Raw genomic sequence first — 20,846 nt, forward strand, 5'->3', positions numbered from 1 at the left:
GCAAATACCCCAACGCGATTCGCCCCTGCTCGCACGGGAAGCACTGGTCGGCACGGACCGCGGCCGCCGTCCGCGGCGGTTCACCCCCGCTCGAGCGGGGGTGAACCGGCTGGGTACGTCTGCGACGGCACGGCGGACGAGTGCTTCCCGCGCGCGCGGGAAGCACAAGAAGACCGACCTGCGGCGCTTCGGCGGGACCGGTTCACCCCCGCTCGCGCGGGAAGCACCGGGCCTGCGAGTACTCCGCGTCCGTCATCTGCGGTTCACCCCCGCTCGCGCGGGAAGCACAGGGCCTCCTCGCGGGTGGCCGCCCGGGTCCGCGGTTCACCCCCGCTCGCGCGGGAAGCACTTGTCCCGGGCGGCGATCTGATCGGACAGGCTCGGTTCACCCCCGCTCGCGCGGGAAGCACCTGTCGTGATCGGCGCCGGTGATCAGGGGGGGCCGGTTCACCCCCGCTCGCGCGGGAAGCACTGATCTCCGGCATCGGATGCTCCTCGTTGTCGCGGTTCACCCCCGCTCACGCGGGAAGCACCGTCCTCCCCGGAAAGGGGGTAGTACCAGTAGCGGTTCACCCCCGCTCGCGCGGGAAGCACATCGTTCAGGAAGATCCTCCGCCTCACCACGACGGTTCACCCCCGCTCGCGCGGGAAGCACGGCTCGGGGTTCACGGCCTGGCGGACCCGGTTCGGTTCACCCCCGCTCGCGCGGGAAGCACACCGTGGCGATCGCGCTGTACGTGGCGTAGAGCGGTTCACCCCCGCTCGCGCGGGAAGCACGCCGTAGATCGGGTCGCCGTTCACGTCGCGGTGGGTTCACCCCCGCTCGCGCGGGAAGCACTCTTCCTGACCTGCAGCTTCAGAGGTGCTTTGCCATTCCTTGACCGTCGTCAGTCGCCATCACCACTCATGATGCCAGAGCTGTCTGCTGAAGTCCCGGCTGAAGCCTCGGGGCCATCAGCACACCGAAAACTCGGGGGTACGTAAAGCCCACAACGCAGCCACTTCACCCCAGAGCCACTCGGCAGTCTTGGGCCCCAACACGAAGCCGCTCTGCAAGCGGAGCTGTCCGCGCCCTCTGGATCCTCGTCCAAGCCCAGAGTACGGACCAAGATCCGGACCATGCACGGACCAAGCAGCCATCATCCAGATCCAATTTCGGCATTTAAGCGGGTCAGAACAAGCGAGCGATCACCGGTGGAACAATACGGGCAGACAGCCCGTCGACCTCGGCTGCTCGATCCGCCACCGTGAGCGCGGGCGGGAACCCCGCAACCGCGGACGACGGAACCAGCCACCCCGGCGAAGAGCAGCTCCGGCGCTACGTGGATGTCGGAGAACCGCCGTACTTGTTTGTGTGGAGCGCGCATCCGACAGGCGCTTCGGTGGGTTCGGCCGACGGCGACAAGCTCGCGATGGCCTCGATGCACGAGCTCGGCGGCTATCTGAAGAGTGTGAACCGGGTCAGGGGCGCACAGTGCAGATCGCCAGCAGACAGAAGTTGACACCCTGGGTATTGCTCGGTCCCGCCGGGCCGCTCGTTCCGGAATCACCGACAGTGCAGCGGGAAACCAGACAGAAATTGCCCCCCTGAATGCCGCGGTAGACGTTCGGCGAAGCGGCTGTAGCCGTGAGCTGTTTCCGCTCGGGTGCGGAAACAGGCGCCGCAGCCGCGCCGCCCGCCGATATCAGAAGAATCGCTCCTGCGGTCGCGGTCGCCATTCCCCAGCGGAGCATCGAATGGGCAGTACTCAAGGGTTTCTCCAAGTCTCTTACGCAACAGCATGGTCAACCGGGTGTCCGTTGCCGGTGAGAGAGCGGATCGGTCCGTCCGGCAGATGTGACTCATCTCTCCTCGCGGCATCCGGGTCCAGCTGAGCGTTCGTCATGTGGGCTGGATCACAACGGCAATCCGCCGGTGCCGCGCCTCCGAACACATTCCCGGAAGCACCTTTCGGGCGACGGCGATCTTCGAGAAGAGCTGGTCGTGGCCCGGCGAACAGCCGTCCGTGCGCTCTTCCGTGCGCTTTTCGATGCGAGAACCTGTAGAGGTAAAAAATCCGTGACCGACGCGATGTACGACGGCGCTGTCCCGCAGGTCCTTCCCCTGACTGCCGCTCAGAGGGGATTGTGGTTCGCGCAGAAGCTCGATCCGGAGAATCCTTCGTACAACGTCGCCGAATACGCCGACGTCATCGGCCCCTTGGATCCGGCGCGTCTCCGGGCTGCCGTACGTCAGGTGGTCGCGGAGACGGACGCGCTGCGGCTCACCTTCGGGGAACGTGACGGCGTTCCCTTCCAGACGGTTCACGCGTCCGGCGGCGTCGGCATCCCGCTGGTCGACCTGTCCGCGGCGGACGACCCGCACGGCGAGGCACTGCGCCGGATGCGCGCGGACCTGGCGGCGCCCGCCGACATCGCCCGGGGGCCCCTGGTACGGATGGTCCTCTACCGGCTGGGCGAGGAACGCCATCTCTTCCACCAGCAGGTGCACCATCTCGCACTGGACGGTTACGGGGCGGCCCTCGCCCTGGCCCGTATCGCCGAGGTCTACACGCGGCCAGGCGCCGCACGGGCTCTGCCCGCCGGAGCGCCGGGTGCAGGACTCGAAGCTGTCGTCGGGGAGGACCATGCCTACCGTGACTCGGAGACGTACACGGCCGACCGTGCCTTCTGGACGGAGTACCTGGACGGGGCGCCCGCACCCACCGGGTTCGTCGAGGAAGCGGCGGCGCCCGGGCACGGATTCCATTCCGTGGCAAAGGAGTTCGACGCGTCCGGGGCGGATCGGCTGCGTGCCTCGGCGCGGCGGGCGGGGGTGGCCTGGCCGACCTTCTTCATGGCGGCCACCGGGGTCTATCTGCACCGCAGCCGCGGAGTCGGGGAGGTCGTGCTCGGGCTTCCCGTCACCGGCCGGCGTACGCCGCTGACGCGTGCCACGCCGAGCATGCTCTCCAAAGTGCTGCCCCTACGGCTGGAGATATCCGCGTCGGACCGGGTGGCGGACGTCGCCAAGCGGGCCTCTGCCCAGGCGCGGCGGATCCTCAGGCATCAGCGTTTTCCCGCCGAGAGCCTGCGCGCCGAGCGCGGTCTGACCGGACGGCACGAGCCCCTGACGGGCCCCTCGGTCAATGTGCTGGCCTTCGACGACACCCTGCGCTTCGGCGCCGGCACCGCGACCTTGCACAATCTCTCGATCGGCCCCGTGGCGGACCTGACCGTCGCGGTCCACGCATCGTACGGTGACGGCGGGCTCGGGATCGATCTGCTGGGCAATCCGGGGCTCTACTCCCACGTCGAACTGGCCGGGCACCATGAGCGCCTCCGTCGGCTGATCAAGGCGTTCGCGGACGACCCGGACCGTCAGATCGGCTCCCTGCCGATCGTGGGCGACGACGAACAGCGCCGGGTCATCGGCCTAGGCGCCGGGAAGAACGCCCGCCCCGGTTCGGCGGAGCCGGTGAAGACGCTCCCCGAGCAACTAACCGGCCAGGCGCGCCGGACACCCGACGCGACGGCGGTGGTGCACGGGGAGATCCGGCTGACGTTCGACGGGCTCGCGGAGCGGGTCACCGCTCTCGCCGCCGTGCTGTCCGCACGGGGTGCCCGCCCCGGGACCTGTGTGGCGGTCGGGCTCGCCCGCTCCACGGACCTGGTGGCCACGATGCTCGCGGTGATGCGGACGGGCGCGGCCTATCTGCCCCTCGACCCCGCGTATCCGGCCGACAGGCTCACGTACATGATCGAGGACGCGCGTCCGGCCGTACTGGTGGCGGCGACTCAGGGCCTGGCCCGGCTGCACGCCGCGAAGGCGCTCCCCCTGGTGGACCCGGCGCTCGTGGACACAGCGGCGGCAAACCCGGCCTACGGCGAGCCGGTCCGTCCCGGACCGCACGACGCCGCGTACATCATCTACACCTCCGGGTCGACAGGCCGCCCCAAGGGCGTCGTCGTGGAACACCGCTCCCTGAGCAATCTGCTCGCACACCACCGCCACGACTCCCACGCGCTCGCCGAGCGGGCGCTGGGCCGCCGACTGCGGGTCGCCCTGACCGCCGCGACCTCGTTCGACGCGTCCTGGGACCCGGTGCTGTGGATGGTCGCGGGACACGAACTCCACCTCGTCGACGACGACACCCGCAGGAATCCCGAGGCACTGGTGGAATTTCTCGCCGCGCACCGTATCGACGCCATCGAGACCACCCCCACCTACCTCCGGCAGATGATCGCCGCAGGGCTCCTCACCGCGGGCGGCCACCGGCCACGGGTCATCGCGCTCGGCGGTGAAGCCGTCGACGACGCGCTGTGGAACGAACTCGCCGCCCACCCCGATCTGCTGGTGTTCAACTTCTACGGCCCGACGGAGACCACGGTCAACGCGGTCACCAGCCGGGTCACCGGGGACAAGCCGGTCATCGGGCGCCCCGTCGCCGGGGCGCGGGCATATGTGCTGGACCCCTCGCTCCACCCCCTGCCGCAAGGCGCCACCGGTGAGCTGTACCTCTCCGGCGAAGGCGTCGCGCGCGGCTACGCGGGCCGCACCGGACTGACGGCGGAACGGTTCCTCCCCGACCCGTTCGGGCCGCCCGGCGGCCGGATGTACCGCACCGGGGACCTGGCCCGCTGGGGCTCGGACGGCTCGCTGGAGTACCTGGGCCGCAGCGACCGGCAGATCAAGCTCCGCGGCCACCGGGTGGAGACCGGCGAGATCGAGGCGTTCCTGCGCGGGCTGCCCGGGATCACCGGGGCGGCCGTGGTGCTGACGGCCCCCGCGGACGGCCCGGAACGGCTCGCAGCGTACTGGGTGCCGGAGACGGGCCTCCCGGAGCCGGACGCGGCGACGGTACGGGACGCGCTGGCCGCAGTGCTCCCCGAGCACATGGTGCCCACCGCCTACGCCGCGGTGGAGCGGCTGCCGCTCACCCCCAACGGCAAACTGGACACCAGCAGGTTGCCGTGGGCCCGTCCGGTCGCGTCGTCCGGCGGCGCGCCGCGCACCCCGGACGAGGCGCTGATGTGCGAGGTGTTCGCGGACTGCCTGGGCCTGCCCCGGGTCGGGGTGGACGACAACTTCTTCCTGCTGGGCGGGCATTCGCTGCTCGCGACACAACTGGTGAGCCGGATCCGCGGGCGCTTCGGGGCGGAGATCCCGATCCGGTCGCTGTTCGCGTCACCGACCCCGGCGGCCCTGGCCAGGCTGCTGGACACCGCGTCACCGGCCCGCCCGCCGCTGACGGCGGTCGTGCCACGCCCGGACCGGCTGCCGCTCTCCTCCGGCCAGCAGGGGCTGTGGCTGCTGGAGAAGATGGGCGGGGCGGGCACGGCGTACCACCTGCCGGTCGCGCTGCGGCTGACCGGCCCGCTGGACCGTACGGCGCTCTCCGGCGCCCTGGAGGACCTGGTCGGGCGCCATGAGAGCCTGCGGACGGTCTTCGCCGAGGACGCGGACGGCCCGTATCAGCGCGTCCTGCCGGCGGAGTCGGCGCGGCCCGCGCTGGTCGTGTCGGCGGCGGAGGGTACGGCCGTACAGCCGGACGCCTCCCCGTTCGACCTGGAGCACGGTCTTCCACTGCGGGCGGAGCTGTTCGTGTACGGCGCCGAGGACCATTTGCTCGTGCTGACGCTGCACCACATCGCCGCCGACGGCTGGTCCATGGCGCCGCTGATGCGTGACCTCTCCGACGCCTACACCGCGCGTCGGGGCGGCACGGCGCCCGCCTGGGGGCCGCTGCCCGTGCAGTACGCCGACTACGCGCTGTGGCAGCGGGAGCTGCTGGGCGACCCCCGCGACGCGGGCAGCCTCGCCCGGCGCCGGCTCTCCCACTGGTCCGGTGCCCTCGGCGGGCTGGCCCACGAGGTGACCTTCCCCTCCGACCGGCCGCGCCCGGCCCGGCCCTCGGGCGCGGGAGCCTCCGTACCCGTACGGATCGGCCCGGCGGCCCATCGCGCGCTCGCGGAGCTGGCGGGAGCCGACGGGGCGAGCGCCTTCATCGTGCTGCACACGGCGCTCGCCGCCCTCATGACCCGGCTCGGCGCCGGGGAGGACATCGCGATCGGCACTCCGGTCGCGGGGCGTACCGACGAGAGCGTCGGCGACCTGGTCGGGTTCTTCGTCAATACGCTCGTGCTGCGCGCGGACACCTCGGGCGACCCCACGTTCCGGGAGCTCGTGCACCGGGTACGGGACGCCGACCTGACCGCGTACGCCCACCAAGAGCTGCCCTTCGAGCGGATCGTGGAGGAGTTGGCCCCCGCTCGCACCCTGTCGCGCCATCCGCTGTTCCAGGTGATGCTCAGCCTCAACAACACCCCGCCCCCGCGTGCCACCCTGGCAGATCTGACGGTCCGCCACGAGCCCTCGGTGGGGCGGGGCGGTTCCAAGTTCGACCTGACCTGGGACCTGCGGGAGCACCATGACGGGGCGGGAGCCCCGGCCGGCATCAGCGGTGAACTGGAGTACAGCGAGGAGCTGTTCGACCGCAGGACGGCTGAGCGGTTCGCGGAGCACTTCGTCCGGCTGCTGACCGCCGCACTGACCGCACCCGATCTGCCGTACCCGGACCTCGACTTCCTGACGGCCGACCAGCACCAGGCCGCGTTGGACGAACTGCCGCGAGCCTTTCCCCGCCCATGGGAGCAGACTCCGCCCGGACACCCGGGGCTCGACGTGCCGTACTGGACGGTACTGGACGTGCTGTCGACCCGCGTGATCGTCACTCCGGGCCGCACTGCGGTCGTCGCCACCGACGGCAGACTCACCTTCGGTGAACTCCACGAGCGTGCCGAACGGTTGGCCCGGGCCCTGTACGCGGCGGGCGTCCGGCACGGCGACCGGGTGGCCGTCGCGCTCCCCCGGACCTCACTGTATGTCGTGGCGCTGCTGGGCGTACTCCGGGCCGGCGCCGTCCATGTACCGCTCGATCCGTCCCATCCGCGAGCCCGCAACGAACTGATCCTGGACACCGCGTCGCCCCGACTCGTGGTCACCACGGCGGAGGTGGCAGACTCGCTGCCCCCTGTGCATGATCTCCTGCCGCTGGACGATCCCGAGACGTGGCGGCGGACCGACGGAGAGTTGCCCGCGCCGCCGCTCGCCCAGGACGCGGCCTACGTCCTCTACACGTCGGGATCCACGGGCTGCCCCAAGGGCGTGGTCGTCGAGCACCGGGCGCTGGCCAACCTTCTCGCGAGCCATCAGGAAAGGCTGATGGCACCGGCGGAGAGCGAGAACAACGGCCTGCCGCTGCGCGTCGCCCTGACCGCCGCCATGACGTTCGACGCGTCCTGGGACCCGCTGCTGTGGATGATCGCCGGGCACGAACTGCACCTGGTGGACGACACCGTACGGCGCGACCCGGAGGGGCTCACCGCCTTCCTCCAGGACAGCGGGATCGATGTCGTCGAGACCACCCCGTCATTCCTGGAACAGCTCAGGGTCTGCGGGCTGTTCGCGGCGGGCCGGCCCCGGCCCCGGGTCCTCGCGCTCGGCGGGGAGGCCGTCAACGAGTCGCTGTGGAACGAGCTGGGCTCCCTGGACGACGTCGCCGTGTGGAATCTCTACGGGCCCACCGAGGCCACCGTCGACAGTGTGATGGGCCGGATCGCCCCCGGGAGCCGGCCGCACCTGGGCCATCCGGTGGCGCACACCCGGGCGCGGGTCCTGGACGCACGGCTGCGTCCGGTGGCCCCCGGGGTGACCGGCGAGCTGTACCTCTGCGGGGCCGGTCTGGCCCGGGGGTACGAGGACCGCTCCGCCACCACCGCCGAGCGCTTCCTTCCGGACCCCTACGGTCCGCCGGGCAGCCGGATGTACCGCACCGGGGACCTGGTGCGACGCAGGGAGGGCCGGCTGGAGTACGCGGGGCGCGCCGACGGCCAGATCAAGGTGCGGGGCTTCCGGGTCGAGACCGGCGAGGTCGAGGCCGCGCTGACCGGTCACCCCGGTGTGGCGCAGGCGGCCGTCACCGTACGGCCGGACACCGAGGGCACGGGCCGGCTCGTCGCCTGGGTCGTGCCCTGCGACGGCCAGCGGACGCCGGTGCCGGAGTTGCGGTCCTTCGCGGCGGACCGGCTGCCGGGCTACATGATCCCCTCCACCGTGGTACGGGTCGACGCGCTCCCCTTGACCGCGCACGGCAAGGTGGACTTCGGTTCCCTCCCCGTGACGCCGGAGACCGACGGAACCGCGGCGGCAGACGCGGATCCGCCCCGCTCGGCGCGCGAGGAGATCCTGTGCGCGCTGTTCGCGGAGAGCCTGGGGGTCGCGCAGGTCTCCCGCGCCGGTGACTTCTTCGAACTCGGCGGCCACTCCCTGCTCGCCACCCGTCTGGTCGGCCGTGTCCGGGCCGCCTTCGGCGTCGAACTCCCGGTCCGCGCGCTGTTCGAGTCGACCACGCCCGCCGCTCTCGCGGAGCGCCTCGACGAGGCGGGCGCCGCACGCCTCGCCCTGCGGCGCGCCACCCGGCCGGCCCGCCCGCCGCTCTCGCCCGCCCAGCAACGGCTGTGGTTCCTGCACCGGATGGACCCGGACGACGGCGCCTACCACCTTCCGATCGCCGTACGGCTGACGGGACATCTGGACCGGCACGCCCTGCACTGCGCGCTGGGCGATGTGGTGGCCCGGCACGAAAGTCTGCGCACGGTCGTCCAGGAGTACGGCGGTGAGCCCTTCCAGGCCGTGCTCGACCCGGGCGACGCCCGCCTCGGGCTGCCGGTGACAGTAGTCGAGGAGTCCACTCTGGACGGTGTGCTGCGCGACCGCGCGACCCGCCCCTTCGACCTGTCCCGCCATATCCCCCTGCGTGCCGAGCTGTTCGAACTGGCCGGGGACCGGCATCTCCTTCTGGTGACGGTGCATCACATTGCCGCCGACGGCTGGTCGATGGGGCCGCTGGCCGAGGATCTCGCCGGGGCCTACGCCGCTCGGACGGCGGACCGCGCGCCGAACTGGTCCCCTCTCCCGGTGAGTTACGTCGACTACACCCTGTGGCAGCGGACCCTGCTCGGCGGCCCGGAGAGCACGGACTCGCTGCTGGCCCGTCAACTCGCCTACTGGACGGCCCGGATGGCGGGGGCCCCCGAGGAGACCCCGCTGCCCACCGACCGTCCGCGGCCCGCGGTTCCCACCGGCGACGGCGGTACGGTCTCGCTCCGGCTGCCGCCCGCCGTCCCGGCCGCCGTCGCCGAGCTGGCCTCGTCCCACGCCGCCAGCACCTTCATGGTGCTGCACACCGCGCTGACGGTGCTGCTGCGACGGCTGGGCTCGGGCGACGACCTCACCATCGGCACGCCTGTCGCGGGCCGGACGGACGAGGCGCTGGACGGCCTCGTGGGCTTCTTCGTCAACACTCTCCCCCTGCGGGTGGACGCCTCCGGCGACCCGACCTTCAGGGAACTGCTGGCCCGGGTACGGGAGACGGATCTCGCGGCCTACGCCCACCAGGAACTTCCCTTCGAGCGTCTGGTGGAGGAGGTCCAGCCGACCCGCTCCCTGGCCCGCCACCCGCTGTTCCAGGTGATGCTCACCCTGAACAACACCCGCCCGCCCCGGCTGGACCTGCCGGGGCTCCACGCCGAACTCGGCGGTGTGGACACCGGGGGAGCCAAGTTCGACCTGTCGTTCGGCTTCACCGAACGGCCCGGCGCCGAGGGCGGGCCCGCAGTGCTGGAGGGCACCCTGGAGTACAGCCGGGATCTCTTCGACCCCGCCACGGCCGACCGGATCGGCCGGTGGTTCGCCCGGGTGGTGGAGCGGGCGGTCGCCGCCCCCGACACTCCGCTCTCCGGCCTCGGCCTGCTGGACCCCGTGGAGGAGGCGCGGCTGCTGGCACTCGGCGACGGCGGCCAGGTCCCCGGCGACCCGGGCACCGTCCTTGACCGCTTCGCGCTCACGGTCGCCGGGGCGCGCAGCGGGGACATCGCGGTCACCGCGCCCGACGGGCGGCTCTCCTTCGCCGCGCTCGACGCGCGCTCCGACCGGATCGCCGCCCTGCTGCACGCCTCGGGGGTACGGCACGGAGACCCCGTGGCGGTCCTGCTGCCGCGATCGACCGACTCGATCGCGACCCTGCTCGGCGTGCTCAAGGCGGGCGCCGTCCACACGCCGATCGACACCTCGCTTCCCGAGGGCCGGATAGAAGCGGTGCTGGCGGACGCCCGCCCCCGGCTGACCGTCACCGTGCGGGCGACCGAGAGCCTGATCCCCGGCGCCGCTCCCCGGCTGGTGCTGGACGGCGACGCGGCGGCGCACGCCCCGGAGATCCCGGCCGGCCCCCTCGGCTGGGCGCCACCGGTCTCCGGGGACGCCGCGTACCTCCTGCACACCTCCGGCTCGACCGGCCGCCCCAAGGGTGTCCTGGTCGGTCACGGCTCCCTTGCCCGGCTGCTGGAGCACCACCGGACTCAGGTCTTCGCCCCCGCCGTGCGCGCCGCGGGCCGGGAGCGGCTCGCTGTGGCGCTGACCGCCGCGCTCTCCTTCGACGCATCGTGGGACCCGGTGCTCTGGATGCTCGACGGGCACCACCTCCACCTCGTGGACGATCTCACCCGGCGCGACGCCGAAGAGCTCGTGGCCAACGTCCGCGCCCGGTGCCTCGACGTCCTGGAGACCACCCCGACCCATGTACGGCATCTGCTGGACGCCGGGCTCCTGGACCAGGCGGCACAGCACCGGCCCGCTGTGCTGATCCTCGGCGGCGAGGCCGTCCCGGCCGGGCTGTGGAACGAACTGCGTGCCGTCCCCGACGTGCGCTGCTGGAACTTCTACGGTCCGACAGAGGCGACCGTGGACACCCTGGAGGCTGCGCTCGACTCCGCCGACCGCCCGGTGCTCGGCGCCCCGGTGGCGGGCACCCGCGCCTATGTACTGGACGCGGCGCTACGACCGGCCCCGCCCGGCGTGCCCGGGGACCTCCATCTCGCCGGTGACAGCCTCGCCCTCGGCTACCACGGCAGGCCCGGGGAGACCGCGCGCGTGTTCCTGCCCGACCCGTACGGCCCGCCGGGAAGCCGGATGTACCGCACCGGCGACCGCGCGCGCCGCACCGCCGACGGCGCCCTCGAATTCGCCGGGCGCTCCGACAGCCAGCTCAAGATCCGCGGCTTCCGTGTCGAGCCCGACGAGATCGCGGCGGTCCTCGAAGCGCACCCCGCCGTCGGCCGGGCCGCCGTGATCGCCCACCAGGGCGAGGACGGCACGCGGCTGGCCGCCTACGTCGTCCCCGCCTCCGGGTCCGCCGAGGACTTCGACGCAGCCGGGTTCGACGCCGTACGCGAGCACGTGGCGCGCCGTCTGCCCGCCTACATGGTGCCCTCCGGCTGGCAGGGCCTGGACCGGATCCCGCTCACCCCCAGCGGCAAACTCGACCGCCGGGCGCTGCCCGCCCCCGCGGCACCCGGGCGGTACGGCTCCGGGGGACGCGCCCCGCGTGGCCCGCGCGAGGACGTCCTGTGCACGCTGTTCGCGGAGGTCCTCGGCGTCGAGCAGGTGCTGATCGACGACGACTTCTTCGCCCTCGGCGGCCATTCGCTTCTCGCGACCCGGCTCATCGGCCGGGTGCGTGCCGCGCTCGGCGTGGACGTCTCCATCCGTACGCTCTTCGAGGCGCCGACCGTCGCCGCGCTCGCGGACCGGCTGCTCGACGCGGCGGACGACGACCCGCTGGCGACGCTGCTGCCGCTACGCGCCTCCGGCGGCCGTCCCCCGCTGTTCTGTGTCCATCCGGCCGGCGGGCTCGCCTGGTCGTACGGCGGACTGCTGCCGTATCTGGACAGCGACCAGCCGGTGTACGGCCTCCAGACCCCGAACCTGGACGGCGAGGCACCCTTCCCCGACTCCATCGAGGCGATGGCGGCCGTGTACGTGGCCGAGGTACGCACGGTCCAGCCGCACGGCCCGTACCACCTGTTCGGCTGGTCCTTCGGGGGCAATGTCGTGCAGGAGATGGCGGTGCAGCTCCAGGAGTCCGGTGAGCGGGTCGATCTGCTCACCATCGCGGACGCGTTTCCGCTGGCCCCGCTGGACGACCTGGACAGCGCCGGCCGGGACACGGTCTTCCGCGCGCTGCTGGCCAATCTGGGGGTGGACGGGGATGTCCTGGCGGGCACGGAGGCTGTCGACGCGGCGTCCGTACGGGACGAGTTCCGCCGTACGGGCAGCCCCCTGGGGTCGCTCGAACCGGCCACGATCGACGCGATGGTCGACAACTTCGCCGGCCAGGCACGGCTGATGCGGGCGTACACCCCGCGAATGTTCCACGGGCCCGTCCTCTTCTTCGCTGCCACCGAAGGGCGTCCCGCCGACGCCTTCGGGCTCGGTCTGTGGGCGCCGTACATCAGCGGACACATCGAGAACCACGACGTGGCGTGCGCGCACGCCCAGATGATGCAGCCGACCGCTCGTGAGCAGATCGGCACCACCGTGGCGGCGGCTCTGCGCGCCACCCACCGCACCACACAAGGAGAACGGTCATGACGAACCCCTTCGACGACCCCAGGACCCAGCACCGCGTGGTCGTCAACCACGAGGACCAGCACGCCCTGTGGCCCTCCTTCGCCGATGTCCCCGCCGGTTGGGAGCCGGTGTTCGGGCCCGCCGACCACGGCGCCTGCCTGGAGTACGTGGAGCGCAACTGGACGGATCTGACGCCCAGAAGCGCCCGGATCGCCATGGCCTGAAGGGCCCGCACGCCCGATCCGCCGAACGAGAGGCAACAATGGCGGCTCAACACCCCCTGGCGATACGCGCCGAGGGGCTCACCAAGAGGTTCGGTGACAAACAGGCCCTGGCGGGCGTGGATCTCGAAGCGCCGCCCGGCACCGTGCTGGGCGTGCTCGGGCCCAACGGAGCCGGAAAGACCACCACCGTCCGGGTGCTGTCCACGCTGCTGCGGCCGGACTCCGGACGGGCCTGGGTGGCCGGGCACGACGTCCTGGACGACCCGGAAGGCGTACGGGCCTGCCTCGGCCTCTCCGGCCAGTACGCGGCGGTGGACGAGAAGCTCACCGGTCGCGAGAACCTGTATCTCGTCGGCCGGCTGTACGGGATGCGCCGGCATGAAGCCCGGCGCAGGGCCGCCGAACTGCTCGCCCGGTTCCGGCTCGAAGAGGCCGCCGACCGACCGAGCGGCACCTTCTCCGGAGGGATGCGCCGACGGCTGGACCTGGCGGGCGCGCTGGTGGCCCGTCCCGCCGTCGTCGTACTGGACGAACCCACCACGGGACTCGACCCGCGAGGCAGGGCCGACACCTGGACGTCCGTCAGGGAGCTGGTGGCGGCCGGTACGACTGTCCTGCTCACCACTCAGTATCTGGAGGAGGCCGACCAACTCGCCGACTCCATCGTGGTGATCGACAGAGGCCGGGTCATCGCCCGCGGTTCCGCGGCCGAGCTGAAGGCGCGCGTCGGGGGCGAGCGGCTGGCGCTCACAGTCGCCGATCCGTCGGCCCGCGCGGGGGCATACGCCGTACTGGACGCGCTCGGCACCCATACCCCCGACCTGGACCGGCGCACCGGACGGTTCACGGTCACCACGGACCACGGGGCGGAGACCCTGGAGTACACGCTGGGCTGCCTGCGCCGCGCGGGGATCGCCGTCCAGGACGTGGAACTGGCGCCGCCGACACTCGACGACGCCTTCCTCGCCCTCACCGAGGAGGGGTCCCGCACCGCCCCGGAGCCGGTCGCGTCGGTCTCCAGGGCTGTATCGGCCACCGGGGCACCCGGAGCCGACGAGACCTCGGGTTTCACCGACACCCTGCCACGGGCCGGAGCCGGAGTGAGTCCCGCAACCAACGGACCGGCTGGGGAGGACCACCCATGGCATCGGTGAAGCGGGTCGCGCGGGACGCCACGATCATCGCGTGGCGGAATCTGCTCAATCTGCGCCGTACGCCGGGCTCGGTGATCGCGGCGCTCGTCCAGCCGGTGATGTTCGTCCTGCTCCTGGCCTACGTGTTCGGCGGCAGCCTCGGCGGAGCCGACTACCGTACGTTCCTGATGGGCGGCATCTTCGCCCAGGCCGTCACGTTCAACGCGGCGTTCACCGCGCTCGGTCTCGCCCACGACATGGACAAGGGGATCGTCGACCGGTTCCGTTCGCTGCCCATGCCGAGGATGGCCGTGATCCTGGGCCGGACCATCTCCGACCTGACCATGAGCGCGGTCACCCTCGCCGTGACCTCCCTCTGCGGGCTGCTCGTGGGCTGGCGCATCGACACCTCACCCGGCGAGGCGCTGCTCGCGTATCTGCTGATCCTTTTCTTCGCCTTCGCGATGTCCTGGGTCGGCGCCACCATCGGGCTGATGGCGCGGAGCGTGGAGGTGGCCCAGAGCGCCGGTCTCATCTGGCTGTTCCCCGTCACTTTCGTCTCCTCCGCCTTCGTCTCGACCGCCACAATGCCCGGTCCCCTGCGGACGGTCGCGGAGTGGAACCCGGTCTCGGCCACCGCCACCGCGGTCCGCCGGCTCTTCGGCAACCCGCCACCCGGAGGCATCGTGCAGGGCGACGCGTGGCCCGTCGTGCACGCGCTGCCGTACGCCCTACTGTGCGCGGCGGCGATCACTGCGGCGTTCATGGTGATGGCTCTGAGCAGGTTCCGGCACGTGACGGTGGGCTGATGACCCGGGTTGGCACCGACCGGCAGCCGGGCCCAGCGCCGCGGAAAGACCCTGCCGGTTGATTCAGGCCGGTGCGTGACGTCGGCTGTCAAAGCCTGGTAATGGTCTTAGGAGCAGGCGTTGTCGTTCGGGGAGGATGTCGATTGGAGGTTCCGGTAAAGACTGTGCAGGTGGCGCGGGCGGCTTTCCCGAAGGTGAGTCGGCGATCTGTTTCCGGCCCGGGGGGAAGCTCGCGTGGTCGCCGATTCCTCCTCACTCACCCAGTTGGTGGCAAGAGAATTGTTCGCGCTACACCTTCAAAATGCGCGGCACGGACTCGACGGTGCGTCCGATGTCAGGTGCGAGGCCCGCAGCACGTGATGCTGTCGCTCAGTCACCAGATCTCCCGCCAGCGTCGCTGCGCGTTTCCAGGGCTCTTACCGACCGCGGGCACATGGCAGGCCCACGGAGCTTCCGGCGTGGGGTCTCACCAGGGGCCTGATGCGGCCCTGAGGGTGAGTCCGATGCCGACGAGCAGCACGAGGGTGGAAGTGGCCACGGGGCCGGTCCGGGCCAGCCACCGGAAGAACGCCGGCCGGGGCTTGGTGCTGGTACGTGACCTCTGCTCGATGCGGTCGCGCAGCCGTACGAGGATGAGACCGGCGAGGGTGAGGGTGGTGGCCATGCCCAGTCCGTAGCCCACGACCAGGAGGATGCCGAAGGCCGTACGGCCAAGGGCGACGGCGCCCAGCAGGACGACCAGGGCGGAGGGGCTGGGGACGAGTCCGCCCGCGATGCCCATGCCGATCAGTCCGCCGCGGGTCGCGGTGGCGGGGGGCCGGTGGCTGTGCGGCGCATGGCTGTGCACTGGGTGGCTGGAGAGTGTGTGGCTGCGCGTCTTCGTGAGTACGGCGAGGGCTGTGCCCTGACGGGGTGACGGTTCCGTCCGCTCGTTTCGCGGGCGGGGTGTGACGTCGCCGTGATGATGCCCGTGGTCGACTTCGTGGTGGTGATGATGCCCGTCGTCGTGGTGACCATGGATGTGGTCGTGGGCGTGGTGGTGTCCGTGGGTGGGGCGGTTGAGGAGGGCGGCGCGCAGCAGCCACAGGCCGATGCCGGTGACGAGTAGTCCGCTGGCGGCGCCGAGCCAGGTCAGGACGGTTTCGCCGGCGAGTGTGGTGGCGACGGGCAGTGTGAGGCCGAGGACGAGTACGCCGGCGGTGTGGGTCAGGGTGACGGTGGCACCGACGTTGACCGCGTCCCTGGGGGTGCCTCGTCGGCCGGCCAGGTAGGCCGCCATGATGGTTTTCCCGTGGCCGGGCAGTACGGCGTGCGAGGCACCCAGGACCACGGCGAGGAGCAGGGCCAGGAGGCCGACGGGCACGGTGAGTTCGCGGCTGCCGACGAGGGAGTCGAACACTGCGGCGACGCGGTCCAGGGCTGTGGTGAGGGGTCCGGCGCCGGGCAGGACGTCCGACACGCGGCCCGGGGCGTTTCCGCCGTCGCCCGGCGCGGTGCGCAGTGCGGCGGAGCGCTGGTCGAGCGGGTCCGCCAGTGGGTCCGTGGGGTAGTGCCGCAGTTCGTCGGTGGTGGAACGCGTGGGCACGTCGGAGTGGGTGAGGGTGATGCCGACGCCGCGGGCGGTGATCTCCTGCCAGCCGATCCGGTCGGTGTCGTATCCGGTGTGCACGCTGATGTGTGACGGGCGGCGCAGGTCCGTCGCCGAGGTGAGCGTGCAGGTGAGCCGGCTCGTGGTGAGTCCGGCCTCGCCCGGACGGTAGGTGAACGAACCGCTCGCCCGCGTCCATGCCAATCGGTGGCCGTCGGCCTCCACGCGCAGCCGTCCGGCCGCGGTGGCACACTCGTGCCGCGCGTGGGTACGGGCTTCCGCGGCGTCGACCGTGCCGTCGGCGTCACGGTCGACGCGTACCCGCTCCTGCGCGGCCGCGATCTCGGCCTGGTCGACGACGAGCTTCGCGTCGATACGGTCCGGGTACAGGGTGAGCCCGGTGTGGTGGTTGACGGTGAAGTTGCCCAGAGGGTGCGCGGCGGACACCGTGGCGGATGCGGCCGCGAGGCCCGCCACCAGGGCGCAGACGGTGGCAGCGCGGCGGAGCCGGGGGGATCTGTAGCCGTTCATGAGGCGGGACCGATTCGCTGGAGCGCACGGAGGGCGGTCCGTGCGGCGGGGGCGTGCAGAGGATGGAAGCGCGGGTCGATGGCGAGGGCGGTCTCCAGGTCCCGGCGGGCCGCCGTCAGGTTGCCGAGAGAGCGTTCGATCACCGCGCGGTGGTAATGGGAGAGTGCGCTGCGGGTGCCGAGTGCCAGGGCGCGGTCCGCGTACGGCAGCGCCCGCGTGTCCTGTCCCGCGCGGTGCAGAGCCCAGGCATAGGCGTCCTGAACCGCGATGAAGGGCTGGCTCTCCACGGCGGTACGGCCCATCGCGACGGCGTGCCGGGCGTCGCCGTGATCGGCCTCGAAGAGGATGGCGTCCACGTCGGCCGGGGCCGTCGAGGCCGCCCGCAGCCGCTCCTGGGCGCGCAGGAGCGCGTACTGCTCCTGCGCGGCGGCCGGGTGGCCGAGGGACTCCTGGAGTTCGCCGAGGCCCAGGACGTACTGGGGCAGCGGAGCGATCGCCACCGCCGCCGTGTAGTCCGCGACGGCGCGACGGCTGTCGCCGAGGGCGTGGTGGGCGCGGGCTCGTGTCTCCAGCAGCTGAGGGTCGCGGGGGACGGCTCGCAGGCCGTGCTCCGCCTCCCGCAGCCCGGTGCGCGCGTCCCCCGACTCCGCTGCCAGTGCGGCGAGATGGGCGCGGGCGAACGCCTGGTCGCCCGGTGTCGGGGCGTCCTGGAGCGCGCGTTCCATCAGGGCGCGGGCCCGGGGGATGTCGCCGCGCAGTTCCCAGGTGTAGGAGGCGCGGGCGAGCGAGGCGGTGTCGGGCCGCAGGTCGGTCATGCGCTGGACGTCCTGGTAGGAGGCTTCGTACTGGCCGAGCTGGGTGTGGGCGTCGGCGAGCACTCCGTGCGCCCCGGACCCCGCCGGGTTGGTGGCGACGGCCCGGCGGCCCCACTCCAGAGCCGCCCCGAAGTCGTGCCGGGCCGCGGCCAGTGCGCCCATCGCGGTCTGGGCCGCGTAGTTGTCCCGCGGCTGTACCTTCAGCGAGGTCCGCAGCGCGGACTCCGCCTTGTCGTAGGTGGCCGGATCCGCCGTAGTGCGGGCCTGTTGGACGTAGGCCATGCCCAAAGAGGCCCAGCCCGGGGCATCTTCCGGCAGCCGGCGCAGACGCTCCCGCATCGCTTCGGGAGACCCGGACCGTACGGCCGCCGTCGAGCTGCCTCCGGCCGGGGAGCTTCCTCCCTCCAGTCCGAACGCGCCCGCGGCGAAGAACGTCGCGCCCAGGGCCAGTGCGAGAACCGCACCGCGCAGCCGTCTTCGGCCTCCGCGGCCAGCCCGCGCGTCGAACGGCGGGGGCAGGGGGTGGGGACTGGGGTGGCTGGCCGGCTGAGGCACAGTCCTCCTCGCGAAGCACGATCGGATGACGGATGGGAGATGGGTGACGACCGCTGACGGTGACGCCTGCCGGTGGGCAGGACAGGGGCTGGTCGTAGGAGAGACCTGCCCTGCCCACCGGCCCTTGGGCGTCAGCCGGTGATGACCCGGCGGCGCCAGGCGCGGAACCCGCCGGCGCCCAGCAGCAGCGCGCCCGCTCCGCCGATCGCCGCCGCGCTGTTGGTGTGGAGCACCGAGGACCGCTGGGCCCCCGTCCTGGGCGAGTTCACGGCCTTGGTGTGAGGCAGTGCCAGATACGGGAACGCCCCTCCGAAGCCGACGTCGTTGGCATTGACCTTGTCGCCGTCCTTGAGCGCGGGGACGAGCACACCGGTCCTGGCCGCGCCCTCGACCGCCTGCAAGGAGATGTCGATGGCGTCATCGGTCAGCCGCCGGCCGTTGGGGAACCCGGCCAAGTCGCCGGCGAGCACACCGAGCCGCTGCGGCTTCGCAGTGGGGGCAACGCCCATGTTGAGCCGGAGTTCCTCGGCCGGGACGAGCTGGTCCGGATTCGCGTCCTTGTTGAGGCTGTGGGCGTTCAGATCGGCCTTGATCGGACCGCACGCCTTACAGATCCCGGTCAGGTAGGTCTCGGCGAGATCATCCCGTGGCGTCTTCGGCGCGGGAATCCCGTACACCTTCTGGATCACCTTGGGCAGGATCGGGTCGTAGACCTTGTCGACGACCGGCTGCACGGTGCGGTCCTGGTCCGGAGAGATCGAGTTGAAGGCGTCCTTGTACTTCAGCGGTACGACGACCTCGTTGACCAGAGGGTTGCCCAGCCGGGAGACCTGCCGCCAGTCGTTGCCGGTCCTGTCCTTGGCGCGGCTGTCCGTGACGGCCGCTCCCTGGCGCTCGGTCGTGGACCAGATGCCCACGACCGGGTTGCGGGCCGGGTTCCCCCGCAGCGCCAGGGCCTTCTTGGGAACCTGGAGCGCGACCGAGTTCACGTTGTAGCCGGCCAGGGTGTCCTGGCCGGTCTCGCTCAGATTCCCGCCGTAGAGCAGGTCGAAGACCCGCAGATCGGCGAAGAACGGATCGTCGGCCTGACCTGCGAACGCCTTCGCACCGCCGGGCACCTTGCGTACGGCCTGATCCCGCAGCGCCTTGTAGTCGGGCATCGACGCCGGCCCCACCCGCGACGGCGCGACCGGAGCGCCCTCCAGCAGGGTGCGGGTGCGCCCCCTCTCCGTGACGGTCAGGTCGTACACCTGCCGGAAGTTCAGATTCGGGTCGTCGATCCTGCGTACGGGACCGGTGTTGTAGAGGAACTGGTTCGCGCTGTCCCTGATGATGTTGCGGAAGCACCAGGTGTAGGTGACGTCGGCGCGCCCGTCCCCGGTGTTGTCGATCTTGATGTGGTAGCGGGCGTCATCGGCGAACGGGTAGAAGTTCGGTCCGCCGTTGGGCTCCTCGAACGGAATCCAGTTCGCGACGAGGGTCACCGTGCCGGACTTGTCCGGGCTGGTGAACGCGTACACATCCGTGTTGTCCGCCCGGGGATCACCGGCGATCAGCGGTGCCTCCCGGTGACTGGAGGCGGAGCTGACACCCGGCGCCAGAGTCAGCACGCCGAGCCCGGTGGCCAGCGCGCCCGTACCAAGGACGAGGAGGGAACGATCCAGGACACGGCGCGCACGAGGCCGTACCGAAGGGGGCTTCATGAAGTCCTCTCACTGCGAAGTCACCCGACCCCGGATACGGCGCTGCCGCACACGGACACCAGGGTTCGGATGGGGGAAGCGCGAAATCGCCCGGCGGACAGCGGAACATGTCCCGGCGGCTTCTGCGAAGGCACCTTGACCGGTCGACATCACCACGCACCGGAGATCCGGCACGCGGAGACAGAGAAGCACGAAGAATTCACCGCAAGAGCCAATGCACCCCCTCATCGCCTCCCTCCCATTCAACCATCCAGAAAGGAACCGCAGGTGAAGGGTGCCAAATACTCGGGAGGGAGAAGCCGGGAATCACGCCCGACACGAAGCGAGGGACTAGGCCAATCGATACCACACCCCCGTTATCGCGAACCCCTCGCATCAATAAAAAAAGGGGCGCGCGGGAGACATCCGTCGAATAATCGATTCTTCAAAATTCCTGCGATTCCTCTGCCAGGTGCTCCGCGACCCCGGAATGACTCCTTGCCGGGCACGCTCCCCTCCCAACGGTCTTCCAAGCACCGGGGAGATGGGTGCGTGGACGGCGGGGGCCACATCTCCGCTCCTTGGATGCGGCCCCCGCCTGATGCTGTCCGTCTTCCCTGAATCCCCGAGGGGTTCCGGACAGCGTTTCTCACCCCGGCGGCACGAATGCCTCCCGCCGGGAATATCAGCGAGTCGGACTGTGAAAATATCTTGGCACCGAATCACCGGACCGAATTACGAGAAAAGGGCACGACTATCTACGGAAGCCGCCCAGCGTTCTCTCCGCTGGGGCCGAAATATTCGGCGTGGGGCCGCCTTCCTCGTCCCCGACCGTGAGGTAATTCGGCGCGGACGGCAGGATGGATTGCCCCGGAGGCACACCCCGGACATGATTCACCCGAACAGGCGAGAGCGGTGGTGTTGCCATACGGATGCCCGCCGTCCTGCCGGGCGGCTGGAGAACAATGAGCTTCTTCAGCGTTGCCGCTTCAGGGTGAGGGCCGCTTTGACAATTGACGTCATGCGGTTCGGACTGCACCGGGTTACGCAGAAGATGCGCC

7 protein-coding genes, 1 pseudogene and 1 CRISPR repeat array are annotated in these 20,846 nt (G+C 71.4%); of the genes and pseudogenes, 4 read left to right on the top strand and 4 right to left on the bottom strand.

Going from position 1 to position 20,846, the window contains the following annotated elements:
- The first annotated feature begins 137 nt into the window (after window positions 1-137).
- Window positions 138-838: a CRISPR direct-repeat array (repeat unit 29 nt; unit sequence CGGTTCACCCCCGCTCGCGCGGGAAGCAC).
- 1,221 nt (window positions 839-2,059) lie between these two features.
- From ACFXKG_RS40195 to ACFXKG_RS40210, 4 genes are read left to right on the top strand one after another with little or no spacing between them, the layout of a single operon-like run.
- Window positions 2,060-12,469, top strand: a complete 10,410-nt coding sequence (locus tag ACFXKG_RS40195) for an amino acid adenylation domain-containing protein (protein WP_384850257.1) — start codon at window positions 2,060-2,062, stop codon at window positions 12,467-12,469.
- Window positions 12,466-12,672 carry an MbtH family protein gene (locus tag ACFXKG_RS40200; RefSeq protein WP_384850259.1) on the top strand — a complete coding sequence of 69 codons (207 nt, stop codon included), beginning with the start codon at window positions 12,466-12,468 and terminating at the stop codon, window positions 12,670-12,672. The genes ACFXKG_RS40195 and ACFXKG_RS40200 overlap by 4 nt, the downstream gene beginning before the upstream one ends.
- Before the next feature lie 38 nt (window positions 12,673-12,710).
- On the top strand, window positions 12,711-13,826 hold the full coding sequence (locus ACFXKG_RS40205; RefSeq protein WP_384850262.1) for an ATP-binding cassette domain-containing protein: 1,116 nt from the start codon (window positions 12,711-12,713) through the stop codon (window positions 13,824-13,826).
- Window positions 13,814-14,614 (top strand): ABC transporter permease, encoded by an 801-nt coding sequence (locus ACFXKG_RS40210; RefSeq protein WP_384850265.1) that lies wholly within the window; start codon window positions 13,814-13,816, stop codon window positions 14,612-14,614. Before ACFXKG_RS40205 ends, ACFXKG_RS40210 begins: the two co-directional genes overlap by 13 nt.
- 466 nt (window positions 14,615-15,080) lie before the next feature.
- On the opposite strand, the gene ACFXKG_RS40215 is transcribed toward ACFXKG_RS40210, so the two are convergent.
- The 4 genes and pseudogenes from ACFXKG_RS40215 to ACFXKG_RS40230 form a co-directional block, all read right to left on the bottom strand.
- Window positions 15,081-16,733: a nickel/cobalt transporter gene (locus tag ACFXKG_RS40215; protein ID WP_384850268.1), complete on the bottom strand. Its 1,653-nt coding sequence runs from the start codon at window positions 16,731-16,733 to the stop codon at window positions 15,081-15,083.
- Window positions 16,730-18,103 carry a hypothetical protein gene (locus ACFXKG_RS40220; RefSeq protein WP_384850271.1) on the bottom strand — a complete coding sequence of 458 codons (1,374 nt, stop codon included), beginning with the start codon at window positions 18,101-18,103 and terminating at the stop codon, window positions 16,730-16,732. The genes ACFXKG_RS40215 and ACFXKG_RS40220 overlap by 4 nt, the downstream gene beginning before the upstream one ends.
- A gap of 131 nt (window positions 18,104-18,234) precedes the next feature.
- A complete protein-coding gene (locus tag ACFXKG_RS40225; protein ID WP_384850273.1) occupies window positions 18,235-19,806 on the bottom strand; it encodes a DUF4331 domain-containing protein in 1,572 nt (523 codons plus the stop codon).
- A gap of 954 nt (window positions 19,807-20,760) precedes the next feature.
- Window positions 20,761-20,846: pseudogene (locus tag ACFXKG_RS40230) on the bottom strand (IS5/IS1182 family transposase); the annotation flags it as partial.

This window comes from Streptomyces sp. NPDC059255 (assembly GCF_042752355.1).
Lineage (GTDB): Bacteria > Actinomycetota > Actinomycetes > Streptomycetales > Streptomycetaceae > Streptomyces.

What these genes read in the sequence shown, in the direction of transcription:
- ACFXKG_RS40200 (WP_384850259.1), top strand. Translation starts at nt 12,466, where the DNA reads ATGACGAACCCCTTCGACGACCCCAGGACCCAGCACCGCGTGGTCGTC.
- ACFXKG_RS40205 (WP_384850262.1), top strand. Translation starts at nt 12,711, where the DNA reads ATGGCGGCTCAACACCCCCTGGCGATACGCGCCGAGGGGCTCACCAAG.
- ACFXKG_RS40210 (WP_384850265.1), top strand. Translation starts at nt 13,814, where the DNA reads ATGGCATCGGTGAAGCGGGTCGCGCGGGACGCCACGATCATCGCGTGG.
- ACFXKG_RS40215 (WP_384850268.1), bottom strand. Translation starts at nt 16,733, where the DNA reads ATGAACGGCTACAGATCCCCCCGGCTCCGCCGCGCTGCCACCGTCTGC.
- ACFXKG_RS40225 (WP_384850273.1), bottom strand. Translation starts at nt 19,806, where the DNA reads ATGAAGCCCCCTTCGGTACGGCCTCGTGCGCGCCGTGTCCTGGATCGT.